The organism is Arthrobacter sp. C152 (assembly GCF_054890965.1).
Genome location: NZ_JBTZSU010000013.1, coordinates 1 through 14,199 on the forward strand (window position 1 = coordinate 1; position 14,199 = coordinate 14,199).

Sequence of the window (14,199 nt, forward strand, 5' to 3'; positions counted from 1 at the left end):
GCTCAGACCGGCGATTAAAAGCTTTTAGCCGAAAAACCTAACAAAGTACTACTAGAGTTGAGCACATGCTCCTCACCCTCCTCCGGCGGTACTCCAGACCGTATCTGCCGTACATCCTGGCCGTCGTGGCTTTCCAGCTCGCGTCGACCATCGCGGCCCTGTATCTCCCCAGCCTGAACGCCAGGATCATCGACGAAGGGGTCTCCCGCGGCGACACGGACTTCATCTGGCGCACCGGTGCGCTGATGCTGCTGGTGGCCTTCGCGCAGCTCGCCGCTGCCATCGCCGGCGTCTACTTCGGATCCAGGACCGCCATGGCGGTGGGCCGGGACCTCCGGCGTGCCGTGTTCGGCAAGGTCACCAGTTTTTCGGCCAGGGACGTCAACGCGTTCGGCGCCCCCACGCTGATCACGCGCGGCACCAACGATGTCCAGCAAGTGCAGATGCTCCTGCTGATGGGGCTGAACTTCATGGTGGCCACACCCATCATGTGCGTGGGCGGCATCATCATGGCCCTGCGGGAGGACATCAACCTGTCCTGGCTTGTGTGGGTGTCCGTGCCGCTGCTGGTTGTGGTGGTGGGCTACCTGGTGGTCCGGCTGATGCCGCTGTTCCGCTCCATGCAGAAGAAAATCGACCGGATCAACGCCGTGCTGCGCGAGCAGATCATCGGGATCCGGGTGGTCCGCGCGTTCGTGCGGGAACCCTACGAAACCCGCCGTTTCGGGGAGGCAAACGGGGAGCTTACGGACGTCTCCCTCCGGATCGGCGCCCTGTTCGTCCTCATGTTCCCGGCGATCAGCATGATCCTGCACCTGTCCACCGCCGCGGTGCTGTGGTTCGGCGGCCAGCGGGTGGACGCCGGTGCCATGCAGGTGGGGTCCCTGACCGCATTCCTGCAGTACCTGCTCCAGATCCTGATGGCCGTCATGATGGGCACCTTCATGACCATGATGATCCCGCGCGCCTCCGTCTGCGCCGACCGCATCGGCGAGGTGCTCGGCGTAGAGCCCTCCATCCATGACCCCCTGCATCCCGAGGCGCCGGCCCGGCTCGCCGGCGTGGTGGAGTACCGCAACGTGACTTTCGCGTACCCGGGCGCCGAATCGCCGGTACTGAGCAACATCAGCTTCACGGCCCGACCCGGCCAGACCATCGCCATCATCGGTTCCACCGGCGCCGGCAAGACCTCGCTGTTGTCCCTGCTGCCGCGGCTCTACGATGCAGCCGAAGGGGAGGTGCTCCTGGACGGAGTGCCGGTCCACAGGCTGGACCGCGCCGAGATCACCAAGCGCGTGGCACTGGTGCCGCAGCGTCCCTACCTCTTCTCCGGCACCATCGCCCACAACCTGAGGTTCGGCAAGACCGACGCCACCGACCAGGAACTGTGGGACGCGCTGCACGTCGCCCAGGGCGAATCGTTTGTCCGCGAGAAGAAGAACGGCCTGGACTCCCGGATCGCCCAGGGCGGAACCAACGTCTCCGGCGGCCAGCGGCAGCGCCTCTGCATCGCCCGCGCCCTGGTCACCAAGCCCCGCGTCTACCTCTTCGACGACTCCTTTTCCGCCCTGGACGTCGCCACGGATTCCCGGCTCCGGGCCGCCCTCAAGCGCAGCACCGCCGACGCCACCGTCCTCATCGTGGCCCAACGCATTTCCACCATCACCGACGCCGACCAGATCCTGGTCCTGGACAACGGCAGGATCGTTGACCGCGGCACGCACGAAGAGCTCCTGGAAACCTCGCCCACCTACCAGGAAATCGTCGAATCCCAGCTGAGTGTGGAGGAAGTGGCATGAGCCCGCGCAGGAACGGCCCCGCCGGCACGGCAGAGGCCGGGCACGACGACGACTTTGTCGAGGAGGAGTTCCAGCCCACCGAAGCCGATGGCGGCGCGTTCGGTGCCATGCCCGCCAAGAAGGCCGAACACTTCTGGCCGTCAGCCAAGCGGCTGATGGGCCTGCTCAAACCGGAAGCGCCGGGCATCACCCTCGTGGTGGGGCTGGTGGTCATCTCCGTGGTGCTGAACGTCATCGCCCCGAAGATCCTGGGCCAGGCCATGGATGTCATCTTCGCCGGGGTCGTGGGCCGGCAGCTGCCCGCCGACGCCAGCAAGGACCAGTTCGTCGCAGGCCTCCGCCAGCAGGGCCAGGACAATCTCGCGGACATGCTCTCGCGGATGGACCTGGTTCCCGGCGCCGGCATCGACTTCGACAAGCTCACCCTGCTCATCGCCGTGGTCCTGCTCATGTACTTCGTAGCCAACATCTTCATGTGGCTGCAGGGGTACGTGCTGAACCGCATCGTCATGAAGGTCATCCGGCGGCTCCGCGACGACACCGAAAGCAAGCTGAACCGGCTGCCGCTGAACTACTTCGACACCCGCCAGCGCGGTGACGTCCTGTCACGGGTGACCAACGACGTCGACAACATCCAGCAGGCGCTCCAGCAGGCCTTCGCGCAGCTGGTCAACTCCGTGCTGACCGTGGCGGGCATCGTCATCATGATGTTCATCGTCTCCTGGCAGCTTGCCCTGATCGCGCTCGTCGCCCTCCCGCTATCCGGGGTTGCCGCCGGCCTTATCGGGGTGCGCAGCCAGAAGCTTTTCGCCGCGCAGTGGAAGAACACCGGCAGCCTGAACGGGCAGATCGAGGAGTCCTTCTCCGGGCACGACCTCGTCCGTGTCTTCGGCCGGGATGCGGACATGCTGGCGAGGTTCGAGGAACGCAACGAAGCCCTGTACCGGGCAAGTTTCGGAGCCCAGTTCGTCTCCGGCATCATCTTCCCCGTCATGCAGTTCGTCTCCTACCTCAGCTACGTGGGCATCGCGGTGGTGGGCGGCCTGCGGGTGGCCTCCGGCGCCATGTCCCTGGGCGATGCGACGGCGTTCATCCAGTACTCCCGCGAGTTCACCCAGCCACTGGGACAGATGGCAGGAATGGCCAACATGCTTCAGTCGGGCGTGGCATCCTCCGAGCGCGTTTTCGAGTTCATGGACGCGGACGAGCAGGACCACGAGACGGCCACCGAACACCTGCCGGCAAAGACCGACGGGCATGTGGACTTCACCAACGTCACCTTCAGCTACACGGCGGACAAGCCACTGATCGAAAACCTGTCCTTCACCGCCGAGCCCGGAAACACCGTGGCGATCGTGGGGCCGACCGGCGCCGGGAAGACCACGCTGGTGAACCTGGTCATGCGCTTCTACGAGCTGGATTCGGGGTCCATCAGGCTGGACGGTGTCGACATCACCCACCTGAGCCGTTCAGAGCTGCGGTCCAAGGTGGGCATGGTGCTGCAGGATGCGTGGCTGTTTGGCGGGTCCATCTACGACAACATCCAGTACGGCAACCTGGACGCCACCCGGGAGCAGGTCATGGCCGCGGCGAAGGCCACGTTCGTGGACCGCTTTGTCCGGGCGCTGCCGGAAGGCTATGACACCGTCATCGACGAGGAAGGCAACAACGTCAGCGCCGGCGAGAAACAGCTGATCACCATCGCCCGGGCCTTCGTGGCGAACCCCTCGCTGCTGATCCTTGACGAGGCCACGAGTTCCGTGGACACCCGCACCGAACTGCTGGTGCAGAAGGCCATGGCGGCGCTGCGCACCGACCGCACGAGCTTCGTGATCGCCCACCGGCTTTCGACCATCCGCGATGCCGATACGATCCTGGTTATGGAAAACGGACGGATTGTCGAACAGGGCAGCCACCAGGTGCTGCTCGCTGCCGGGGGCGCCTACCACCGCCTGTACATGTCCCAGTTTGCCGGGGCGGACGCCGGCGACGCAGCGGTGGATGATTCGACGGCGGTGCGCAGCTGAGCGCGCACGGCGGCCACCGGATCGAGGTCCTGGTGCCGATGCGCTGGGGCGACATGGACGCCTACGGCCACATCAACAACGTCCAGATCGTCAGGATGCTCGAGGAAGCGCGGATCGCCGCCTTCGGGCCGCCGCGCGGGGCGGGCCTTCCTGGAACCGAGCCCAGGGTGTCCCTTTTCAACGATGTCCCCGAGGGGACCCTGGCCCTGGTGGTGGACCACAAGATCCGCTATGTCAGGACCCTGGAGTACCGCAACGTTCCCGCCGTCGTGCAGGTGTGGATCGGTGCGGTCAAGGGTGCCAGCTTCGACATCCACTACCTGCTGCAGGATCCGGTCACGCGCGAGGACTGCGTGAAGGCGAGCAGCCACCTGGCTTTTGTCGACGAGTCCAGCGGCCGGGTGCAGCGGCTGACCCAGGAACAGAAGGACCGGATGGCCCCTTACAGGCACTAAGACTCTGGGCAGGACCGGCCGGACACACTGGACTGGATGGACCACCATCAAAGAAACCACCCACAGCGAAAGGAAGCGCAGATGGCCAGGAACAAGACCCGGGTCGGCAGGAAGAAGAAGACCTGGAAGGAGATGTCCACCCCGTCCAAGGTGGGCACGATCGTGGTGGGCATCATCCAAATGTCCCTCCTGGCGGCGGCGCAACGGGACATCTCCCGGCGTCCCGCGGAGTTGATCAACGGGCCGAAGGCCGCGTGGCGGGCAGCCTCCTTCGTCAATTTCGTAGGGCCCATGGGGTACTTCATCTTCGGCCGCAAGCGCGTCCCGGCCGCCTGATACTCCGGCCGGCGGCAGGGCGTTCCCGGGGGCTTTAAGCGGGCGCCCAGCTTGACCCTGTAAATTTGAGGGCATGACCCCCATTGCCACTCTTGCCATGACCCGCGCCCCGGGCATCTCCAAAGAGATCGAGGACGCGGCTTGGTTCGTGCTGGGCCCCGGCCTCCAGGGCAAGGCGTCGCCGCTGGACGGCCGGACCCGGACCTGGTCCGTTCCTGCCGCCACAGAGCTGCTCGACCGGCTGGAGCGGGGCACCCCGGATCCCAAGGCCCCGATGATGACCAACCTCCGGGACAACCTGGAGGGGGCTTCCCGCGGGGCCAAGCAGCTCGCCGTGGAACTGCTCTTCCTGCAATCCCTTCCGCTTGCCCACGAAGTGAAGTCCCTCAAGGTCAAGCGCGCCCGCGTGGCCGAAGCCGCGGGCTGGCTGGAACCGCCGCTGGAGCTGCCCGGGGAGCTGTACGCGGGCATGACGGACCACGGCGTCATCCGGGACCGGACCGCGGAATTCAACTGGACCATCTGGGACCACCTCAAATGGCTCTGCCGGTTCGTCCGGAACGTCGCCCAGCGGCCGGCGCAGGTGGTCCAGGCGGCCATCAAGGATCCGCTGCAGTTCCACCACCTCGCCGCCTCCACCCCGGACGACCAGCCGGCCATCCGCCGCAGCATCGAATTCCTGGCCTGGCCCAGCTACTTCGAGCCGGTGGTCGCGGACGTGGAACGGCAGGAAATCAGGGACGCCTTTGCCTCCCTGGTGGGCGGGGCGAACGGTGACAGCGAAGAGGACATCACCGCGGACATCCACCGCATCCGGCTGCACCTGGACGAGCAGGCGGGCCAGCGCATCGACTGGTACTCCCGCCAGCTCGTCAGCCAGTGGCGCAAGGTGGGCGACCCCGGGCGGCGCGCCTGGCTGCTCCGGACCCACAGCGACCACGCCGACCTGCTCACCGCCTGGCACGGCGAGGAGAAGGTGACCCTCGACGTCGAACACCTCCGGCACCTTGACCCCGGCGTGACGGCCGGCCTGGTCCAGCACGCCGTGGACGAGGACTACAAACACCTGGGCTACGTGGAACGCGAGGACACCAAGACCGCGGTCTTCGCCTTCCTGACCGTCATGAAGCCAGGGGACCTGGTGCTCTACCAGCACTCCGGCACCGTCCGCCTGGGCGGCGTCCTGGGGGAGCCGGAGTACAACGAAGACAACCGCCGGCTGCGGCGCAAGGTGCGCTGGTTCGACGACGGCCACACCACCACCAGCCTGCCGCGGCACGTCCAGCGCCAGCTCGCCACGCCCGGCATCGTGGTGGACCTGACACGGGTGGTGCAGGCGCTGCAGGCCCTGCTGCCCGCCGAGGCGGAAACCGAGCCCGACGCCGAGACGGAAGGCCCCGCCGTCGTCCTTCCCGTCCAGGAAGGTTTCCGGCCGCTGACGCACGAATTCGCCGCCTCCCTGCACATGGAGCTCGAACCCCTGCAGGAGATCGCAGACCTGCTGGAGGAGAACCGGCAGCTTGTCCTCTACGGTCCGCCCGGCACCGGAAAGACGTACCTGGCCAAGCACCTCGCCGCCGAGCTCGCCGACGACAGCACGGATGAACGGGTCAAGCTGGTCCAGTTCCACCCGTCGTACGCGTACGAGGACTTCTTCGAAGGCTACCGGCCGGACAAGACCGACGAAGGCCAGGTGTCCTTCAAACTCGTGGCCGGGCCGCTGCGCCGCCTGGCCGAGGAGGCCGCCAAACCCGGGAACGAGAAGAAGCCGTACTTCCTCATCATCGACGAGATGAACCGGGCCAACCTGGCCAAGGTCTTCGGCGAACTGTACTTCCTGCTGGAATACCGGGACGACCGGATCTACCTGCAGTACAGCCCCAACGAGCCCTTCACGCTGCCGGACAACCTGTACATCATCGGCACCATGAACACCGCGGACCGGTCCATCGCCATGATGGACGCCGCCATCCGCCGCCGGTTCTCGTTCATCGAACTGCACCCGCAGACCGAACCCGTCAAGGGGTCGCTGCACCGCTTCCTGCAGGCCCGGCAGCTCGACCCCACTCCGGCACTGCTGCTGGACGCGCTCAATGGGGCCATCGACGAGTGGGATCGCGACCTGATGATCGGACCGTCCTACTTCATGAAGCGGGCCGCCCAGACACCGGCCGGGCTGCGCCGGATCTGGAAGTACGAGCTGATGCCGCTGCTGGAGGAGCACTACCACGGCCAGCTCACCCGGGCGCAGCTGGAGGAGCGTTTCGGGCTGGACCAGCTGCTGGGACGCCTTGCGCCCCGCTGATCCCCGTGGCGCCGGCACGTCAGGCGGCCCGGCGCGGCACCTGGTCCTGGATGAGCTGTCCAGCGGGCTGGTGGAGCGGCTGGACGCGCCGAGTGCCGCCTTCCTGAATTCCAGCGGCCTGGCCAAGGCATCGCCCATGGGGATGGGCCTGTACCGGATCGAACCCACCGGGAAAGTGGGGTCGGTGCGCACCTCCACCGTGCAGCTGGATGTGCGGCCCAAGGACCGGCTTGGCCTGAGCCGGCTGCTGTTCCTGCTCAGCTACGCGGGGGAGCAGGGGTTCCGGCCGGACACCGTGGCGGCGGACGAGGACCGGGAGCTGTGGAGTGCCCTGGCCGAATCCTTGGCGCAGCTGGCCGAGCGGGCCCTGGCCCGCGGCGTGCTGCAGGGGTACCTGACCGTGGACGAGTCGCTGCGCACCGTCAAGGGCCGCATCCGGATTTCGGACCAGATCTCCCGCCGCCCCGGCATGCTGGTCCCCCTGGAGGTGTCCTACGACGAGTTCACCGAGGACATCGCCGAGAACCGGATCCTGCGCGCCGCGCTGGAGCGCATGTCCCAGGTGCCGGGCGTACGCGCCGACGTGCTGGGCCGGCTGCGCCAGCTGAAGGGAAAGCTCGACGGCGTCACGCGCCTTCCCGCCGGCGCCCCGCTTCCGGCGTGGAAGGCCACGCGGATGAACCTGCGCTACCACTCGGTGCTGAGGCTTGCCGAGCTCATCCTGCGCAACGCCTCCGCCGAACCGGGCGAGGGCAGGCAGCAGACCGCGTCCTTCGTGGTGGACATGGCACAGGTGTTCGAGGACTTCGTGGGCACTGCCCTGCGCACGGCAATGGCCGCGTACCCGGGGGAGCTGCGCCTGCGCTACAACGCCCTCCTCAGCGAGGCGGTCCGCGACTCCGACCGCCTGTCGGTCCGGCCGGACGCCGTCCATATGCTCGGAGGGCGGCCGGTGGTGGCCTACAACGCCAAATACCGTGCCGCCTCGGACGCCGGCGCATCCCTGACCGCCGACCACTACCAGATGCTCGCCCACTGCACGGCGCTCGCCGTTCCCACGGCTTGGCTGGTGTACGCGGGAAAGGGCGAGACGAAACTCCGCCGCATCCTCAACACAGACATCGACATCGTGGAATTTCCGCTGGATCTCAGCCGGCCGCCGTCGGAGATCCTGGAGTCCGTCAAGGACCTGGCGCACCAGTCGTGGGGTGAAGTGGTCAGGACAGCTGCAGCGGCACCCGGAACGTAAACGTCGTCCCTTCGCCGAGCACGCTCTCCACATCGATCGTGCCGCCGTGGGCCTCGACGATGGCTTTGCTGATCGGCAGGCCGAGGCCCACGCCGGGGATGGCCGTGCGCCGCACGCTGCTGGTGCGGAAGAATTTGGCGAAAACCTCGGAAGCGTCCTCCGGGGTCATGCCCATGCCGGTGTCGCTGACCCGGCAGGCCAGGTATCCGTCCTCACGGGCCAGGGAAACCACAACCCTGCCGCCATCCGGCGAGTACTTGATGGCGTTGGACACCAGGTTGTCCAGGACCTGGGAGATCCGGGCGCTGTCCACGTTGGCTTCGAGCCGCTCGGGCGTCCTGGCGTCCAGCTCCACGCCGGCCGCCGCGGCCCGGGGAATCGCGGAGGAGACACTTGCACGCACCAGGTCGGCAACGTCCACGGTGTACGGCGTGACGATCAGCTGGCCGTTGCGGCTGGACAGCAGGTCCGAGACGAGGGTGAGCAGCCGCTCCGAATTCCTGCGGATGATCTCCAGCATGTCGCGCTGCGGTTCGTCCGGTCCGTCCCCGAGGAGGATCTCCACGTAGCCCAGGATGGAAGTCAGCGGCGTCCGGAACTCGTGCGAAACACTGGAGACGAAATCGTCCTTGGCGGCCAGGGCGTTCACGAGGTCGGTCACGTCGCTGAAGACGATCACCGACCCGGCGAAGTTGCCGTCGCCGTCCTTCATGGCGCGGGCCGTCGTCACAAGGGCCCGCTGTTCCTTCCCTTCGCCGAGCCACACCAGGTAGTCGGTGAAGGTCTCGCCCAGGACGGCGCGGCGGACCGGGCGCTCCTGGACGGGAATGGGCGTGGTCCGGTCAGGGCCGAACACGAGCAGCTGGGATTCGTTGGGATCCGCGATGTCCTTGGGCCGGGCCAGTTCATGGTTGGCCCGCTGCTTCCGGTTCATGAGGATGTCGTGCCCGTCGGCGTCCACGGCGAGCACGCCCAGGTGCACGGTCTCCAGCACCGTGTTGAGCAGTTCCTCCTGGCGTTTGCTGGTGCCCAGGTTGGCCCGCAGCTGGTCGTCTTTCTCCTCCAGTTGTCTCTGCTGCCGCATCATGCTCAGGGTCAGGACGCTCACCGACACCCCGATGCCCAGCATCATCACCGGCAGGAGCAGGGACCGGGCGAAATCCTGCGGCGTGTAGTGGCCCTTGAGCAACAGGGGCACCCAGATGATGGCCAGTGGCGCCAGGAAGGAAAACCAGAGGGCAGTCCTGGGATAAAAGCCTGACGCGCACAGCCAGATGACCGGAAATACTGCCAGCAAGCTGATGCCGGTGAGGCTCTCCTGGCCGCCTTCCCGGCCCAACGCGATGGAGACGAAGTCCAGGATGGGGATGGCCAGGAAGCTCGTGTACGGCAGCCGGTCCCACGGGATCAGGTAGCACAGACCCATCAGGACCAGCTGGGAGACCAGGAAGGCCACGAACAGCGGATTGTCCATGGTTTCCGTGAAGAACGCCCACATCAGGAACGCCGTCAGGAGGGTGGTCACGAACAGGGGCATCTGGCTCATCGCCACCCGGTCCGTCAGCCGGTACTCGTGGAAGGGGCGTTTGAAGAACCGCAGCCTCCCGGAGGACCAGGCTACCGGGTTACTCATCGCGGGGACGCGTGGACGTCGGGGTGCGCAAGACCATACCAGCAGGATATCCGCAGCCAGTTATACTTCTGACGTCGGCTGCTGAGGGGGCTCTATGAGTGAGGCACGTGTCGGTCTGGTCATCGAGGATGACCACGACATTCGGGAACTGGTTCGCACGGTGCTGACCCAGGCCGGGTTCGAGGTGACCGTCGCGAGCGGCGGGGCCGAGGGCGTCCTCCTGGCGAAAACCCTGAATCCGGATGTGATCACCCTGGACCTTGGGTTGCCGGACATCGACGGCTTCGAGGTTTCCCGCCAGATCCGCGAATTTTCGGACGCCTACATTGTGATGCTGACGGCGCGCACCGAGGAACTGGACACCCTCATCGGGCTCGAGTCCGGTGCGGACGACTACCTCACCAAGCCGTTCCGTCCGCGGGAGCTCCGCGCCCGGGTCGCGGCCATGATGCGGCGTCCGCGTTCAGCCGCCGATCCCGGCGACGTTGCGGTGGATCCCTCATCAGACGGCTCCGCGCATCCGGAACGGGGCAACTTCAGCCACAACGGGCTGGAGCTGAGCTACGCGTCCCGCACGGTCGCCGTGGACGGCAAGGAAATGAACCTGACGCGCACGGAGTTCGAGCTCCTGTACGCGCTCCTTGAGGCGGGCCGCACCGTGCGGACCAAATCGGACCTGGTGCGCCGGCTCCGCGATGAGGATTACGACGTCGGCAGCTACATCAGCGAGGCCGACGAGCGGTCCGTCGAGGTGCACATGGGAAACCTGCGGAAGAAACTGGGCGACTCGCCGCAGCAGCCCCGGTGGCTGCAGACCGTGCGTGGCGTGGGTTACCGCTTGGCGCCGGGACAGCACTGAGCCTGCAACCGGTGGGTGGTTTGCCTGCTGCAGAGGGTGATGGGCCGCAGGAATGCCGCGGCCAGCCTGGGCAACGCAACAGCCATGTCGGCATGCCGGGCCTCGGCCCGGATCTCGGCCTCCAGGTCCATGGCCAGGCCCGCAAGGCGTTCCGCTCCGACCATCTGGCTTGACGTTTTCAGGCTCAGGACGGCGTCCATGGAGCCCTCCAGGTCTCCCGTGGTGAGCGCCAGCCGAAGCCGGTCAAGCCGCTGCGGCAGGAAGTCGATGAAGTTCCCGACGAAGACCCTGCTGTACCCCTCTTCCTCATCGAGTTCCTCACGCAGCCGGTCCAAAACGGACTGGTCCACCAGCGGCCTGGGCGCATCATCCGGGGTGCTCATGACACTCCTTTCTGCTGGGGGTTTTCAGCTCGGTAACAGGGGAAAAGGCGGGGTATTTGTTCTTGTTCAGGTTAGGGCTGTTCCCCCACCGCGACCGGGGCCGGAAGAAGAATTGTGGGTTTCTTGATGAGATTGCGGTTTTTGGGCCATATCATCAAGCCAGTGCTTTTTGGTTCTGCCACGCCAGCGGCCCAGCCGCTTCCACATCTGGGGATGGATTGCCGTGATTCGTACGCTGAAGACCTTGCTTCTTGCTTTTGTGGTGGCCGCCGGACTTGCCCTGTCGGTGGTCCAGCCGGCCGCTGCGGCGGCTTCACCAGCCCAGATCACGTTGAATCCGGCGTCGGGACCGGCTGGTTCGGCGGTGACTGTTGCCGGCACCGGGTTCAAGGCATCCACCACCGGAACGGTGATTGTGGGTTCCACTACGTTCCAGTTCCAAACCACAGCCACGGGCGGATTCAGCACCGGGATCACCATCCCGGCCACGTCCAGCGGCAACCTCACCATTACTGCCAAGACCTCCTCCATCAAGGCCTCGGCCGTCTTCGTGGTCCAGGCTGCCCCGGCACCGCAGCCACCGGCAATCAGCACGGCCGCCCTGCGCTTCGGGGTGGCCACCATGGGTGGCCCGCTGGCCGGTGCCGAGCTGGACGAAGTGGCCGCCCTGGCGGGGGAGAGCCCGTCCATGGTCATGATCTACAAGGACTTCCTGCAGGCACCGCCGATCAGCGAGATGGACGCCGTCCGCGCCCGCGGCGCCACACCCCTGGTGACCTGGGAGCCGTGGGCATGGGGTGGCGGCGTGGACCAGCCTGGCTACGCCCTGGACCGGATCACCGCTGGTGACTATGACGGACTCATCACCCAGTGGGGTAGTTCCTTCGCCGCCTGGGGCAAACCGGTCATGCTGCGCTTTGCGCATGAAATGAACGGCAACTGGTACCCCTGGGCCGAAGGCGTGAACGGCAACCAGGCAGGAGACTACGCCGCCGCGTGGCGGCATGTGCACGACGTCGTCGCCGCCACGGGTGCCGGCAACGTCCAGTGGGTGTGGTCGCCCAACGTTCCGTACTGGGGATCGACGGACCTGGCCGGCCTGTTCCCCGGCCCAGGTTACGCAGACATCGTCGCCCTGGACGGCTACAACTGGGGCACATCGCAAACCTGGAGCAGTTGGGTTTCCCCGGTGGACCTCTTCGCTCCCGGCATTTCGCAGCTCCGCGGCCTGGCGCCGGGTAAGCCCATCCTGATCGCCGAGGTGGCGTCCAGCGAGCTGGGCGGATCCAAAGCCACGTGGAACACGGACCTGGTGTCCTACCTGGCGGCCCAGTCCGATGTCATGGGCTTTGTCTGGTTCCATCTGCAGAAGGAAGTGGACTGGCGCATCAACAGCAGTGACTCGTCGGCGACGGCCTTCAAAGCCGCCCTGCTGGCCCGGAGAAGCTAGGGCTGCCTCAGGACTCCGGAACCGCGCCGGCTTCCAGGAAGCACACCAGCTGCGCTTCCAGGGCGGAGCTGTCCTTCAGTTCGCATTCCCAGACCGTCAGGACCTCCCAGCCGGCTGCTTCCAGCTGCCGCCGCTGGCTGGCGTCGCGCTCCCGGGTGCGGGCACGCTTGGCGGCCCAGAACTCGGCGTTCGCTTTGGGCGCGTGCTGGCCTACCCTGCAGTCGTGGAAGTGCCAGAAGCAGCCGTTGACGAAGATGACCTTATGGCGGCCGGCGAAGACGAGGTCAGGGTTGCCGGGCAGCCGCATGCCGCCGCTGGTGCCGTGCAGCCGGTAGCGGTAGCCCTTGGCGTGCAGGAGCCGGCGCACCACAAGTTCCGGCTTGGTGTTCTTCCCGCGGATCCGGGACATGTTCCAGCTTCGCTGCTCCGGGGTGAGCCTGTCCGCGCTGGTGTTCTCCGCCACCCCTCCAGTCTAGGAGCGGCTAGATCTCCCGTTCCGGCTGTTCGCCGAACACGAAGTGCCGCCCGCTGACGGACTTGGGCTCGATCTCCACGTAGAAGTCCTTGAGGGTGGGGACCCAGGTCTTCAGGCCGAGCGCTTCAACGGCCGCCAGTTCGTCCGAGGTGCTGAGGACCCGCGCGCTCCCGCGGAGGACGACGGACCACGCCTCCTCGGACAGGATGCCGTCGGTTTCGAAAAGCACGTGGGCGTTGATGGTCAGCTGGGCCAGTTTGTTGCCCGGTGCCGTGCGCAGGTAGACCTTGCGGTTGGACGTCACGTAGTTGACGGGGAAGATGTCCGGTTCTCCAGCCACCGAGACCACCAGCCGGCCATGCTTGGTAGCTGCCAGGAGGCGCCACGACTGCTCATCATCGAGTTCCAGGACGGGATTGCCGTCCGCGTGTTCAAACATCATGGAGCCATTGTTCTACCTTCGGTAGAAATGCGCTAGGGCCCTTTGTCCTGCATGGACGCCGTCACGCCGTGCCGGGAGCACCTGGCCCACCACCCTTGCGGGGACACCTGGACCTTCTGCCGGCGCCCGCAGGAAGTGCAGAAGCCCTTGACCATCGCGCAGGCTTCCAGGCGTTCTTCGTAGCTGTGGGTGGTGACCACCTGCGGGACATAGCTGCGCGCCGTTTCCAGATTGTGGTCGTAGCGGTGGACGCCCCACTCCGCCAGCTGGTCCACCTGCCGCTGGGTGAGCATGCCCAGCGAACAGGTGATGTTGATGTCCACTTCTTCCCGGATCCGGTCGATCGCGAACTTGATCCGGTTCATCAGCCTGATGTCGGGGCCGCGCTGCAGAAGTGGCAGTCCTCGGGGCAGCCGCCGGTCTTGATGGAGATGATGCCCTCCACTTCCACTTCCTCCCCCGCAGTGGCGCAGGCGCACCTGGTGGGCCAGTTCCAGGGCGTCCGGGAGCGCCTCGTCCGGGAGGCGAAGGACCTCCACCAGCTGTGCCTCGGAGAGGCCGATGCCCTGTTGCAGGACCTGTTGGCGGGCCGTTTCCAGGATTCCGTACTGCGTCATCGATGGTCCTTTTGCTCGGAAGGAAATTCTCTTCCCGACGCTAGTTCTGTGGTGGCCGGCAGGTCTTGTGGAGTGCCCACAACCGAGGGCCCACAGCATTTGTTGACAGAACCCGTCAAGACTTAACACTCCGGAAATGATGCTGTGACCGGGCTGTCTTTCCCGCTGG

At 66.3% G+C, this 14,199-nt stretch carries 12 protein-coding genes and 1 pseudogene; 8 read left to right on the plus strand and 5 right to left on the minus strand.

Features of this window, described 5'->3' with window-relative positions; genetic code table 11:
* The first annotated feature begins 65 nt into the window (after nucleotides 1-65).
* The 6 genes from ACYSM9_RS11075 to ACYSM9_RS11100 all read left to right on the plus strand — a co-directional run bounded on the left by ACYSM9_RS11075 (nucleotide 66) and on the right by ACYSM9_RS11100 (nucleotide 8,171).
* Entirely contained in the window at nucleotides 66-1,799 is a 1,734-nt protein-coding gene (locus ACYSM9_RS11075) for an ABC transporter ATP-binding protein (protein WP_461857008.1), read from the plus strand.
* The gene (locus ACYSM9_RS11080; RefSeq protein WP_461857009.1) at nucleotides 1,796-3,826 is read left to right on the plus strand and encodes an ABC transporter ATP-binding protein; all 2,031 of its coding nucleotides are present in this window, start codon (nucleotides 1,796-1,798) and stop codon (nucleotides 3,824-3,826) included. Before ACYSM9_RS11075 ends, ACYSM9_RS11080 begins: the two co-directional genes overlap by 4 nt.
* 38 nt (nucleotides 3,827-3,864) lie before the next feature.
* Nucleotides 3,865-4,281, plus strand: a complete 417-nt coding sequence (locus ACYSM9_RS11085) for an acyl-CoA thioesterase (protein ID WP_461857106.1) — start codon at nucleotides 3,865-3,867, stop codon at nucleotides 4,279-4,281.
* Nucleotides 4,282-4,362: 81 nt separating this feature from the next.
* A complete protein-coding gene (locus ACYSM9_RS11090) occupies nucleotides 4,363-4,617 on the plus strand; it encodes a hypothetical protein (protein ID WP_461857010.1) in 255 nt (84 codons plus the stop codon).
* Nucleotides 4,618-4,690: 73 nt separating this feature from the next.
* The gene (locus ACYSM9_RS11095) at nucleotides 4,691-6,922 is read left to right on the plus strand and encodes an McrB family protein (protein ID WP_461857011.1); all 2,232 of its coding nucleotides are present in this window, start codon (nucleotides 4,691-4,693) and stop codon (nucleotides 6,920-6,922) included.
* Complete coding sequence (locus ACYSM9_RS11100) at nucleotides 6,909-8,171, plus strand: 5-methylcytosine restriction system specificity protein McrC (protein ID WP_461857012.1); 1,263 nt, start codon at nucleotides 6,909-6,911, stop codon at nucleotides 8,169-8,171. Before ACYSM9_RS11095 ends, ACYSM9_RS11100 begins: the two co-directional genes overlap by 14 nt.
* Here the strand turns inward: ACYSM9_RS11100 and ACYSM9_RS11105 are convergent.
* Nucleotides 8,140-9,804 carry a sensor histidine kinase gene (locus ACYSM9_RS11105; protein ID WP_461857013.1) on the minus strand — a complete coding sequence of 555 codons (1,665 nt, stop codon included), beginning with the start codon at nucleotides 9,802-9,804 and terminating at the stop codon, nucleotides 8,140-8,142. The two genes, ACYSM9_RS11100 and ACYSM9_RS11105, sit on opposite strands and share 32 nt — an antisense overlap.
* Nucleotides 9,805-9,898: 94 nt before the next feature.
* On the opposite strand from ACYSM9_RS11105, the gene ACYSM9_RS11110 reads away from it, so the two are divergent.
* Entirely contained in the window at nucleotides 9,899-10,663 is a 765-nt protein-coding gene (locus tag ACYSM9_RS11110; protein ID WP_461857014.1) for a response regulator transcription factor, read from the plus strand.
* On the opposite strand, the gene ACYSM9_RS11115 is transcribed toward ACYSM9_RS11110, so the two are convergent.
* On the minus strand, nucleotides 10,636-11,046 hold the full coding sequence (locus ACYSM9_RS11115; protein ID WP_461857015.1) for an Hpt domain-containing protein: 411 nt from the start codon (nucleotides 11,044-11,046) through the stop codon (nucleotides 10,636-10,638). The genes ACYSM9_RS11110 and ACYSM9_RS11115 overlap by 28 nt on opposite strands.
* 223 nt (nucleotides 11,047-11,269) lie before the next feature.
* Between ACYSM9_RS11115 and ACYSM9_RS11120 the strand changes: the two genes are divergently transcribed.
* Nucleotides 11,270-12,496, plus strand: a complete 1,227-nt coding sequence (locus ACYSM9_RS11120; protein ID WP_461857016.1) for a glycoside hydrolase family 26 protein — start codon at nucleotides 11,270-11,272, stop codon at nucleotides 12,494-12,496.
* 7 nt (nucleotides 12,497-12,503) lie between these two features.
* On the opposite strand, the gene ACYSM9_RS11125 is transcribed toward ACYSM9_RS11120, so the two are convergent.
* The 3 genes and pseudogenes from ACYSM9_RS11125 to bsaP all read right to left on the minus strand — a co-directional run bounded on the left by ACYSM9_RS11125 (nucleotide 12,504) and on the right by bsaP (nucleotide 14,030).
* Nucleotides 12,504-12,959, minus strand: a complete 456-nt coding sequence (locus tag ACYSM9_RS11125; RefSeq protein ID WP_461857017.1) for a very short patch repair endonuclease — start codon at nucleotides 12,957-12,959, stop codon at nucleotides 12,504-12,506.
* Nucleotides 12,960-12,978: 19 nt separating this feature from the next.
* Nucleotides 12,979-13,413, minus strand: a complete 435-nt coding sequence (locus tag ACYSM9_RS11130; protein ID WP_461857018.1) for a pyridoxamine 5'-phosphate oxidase family protein — start codon at nucleotides 13,411-13,413, stop codon at nucleotides 12,979-12,981.
* Between the two features lie 32 nt (nucleotides 13,414-13,445).
* A pseudogene (bsaP, locus tag ACYSM9_RS11135) lies at nucleotides 13,446-14,030 on the minus strand (biotin synthase auxiliary protein BsaP).
* Nucleotides 14,031-14,199: the final 169 nt, after the last annotated feature.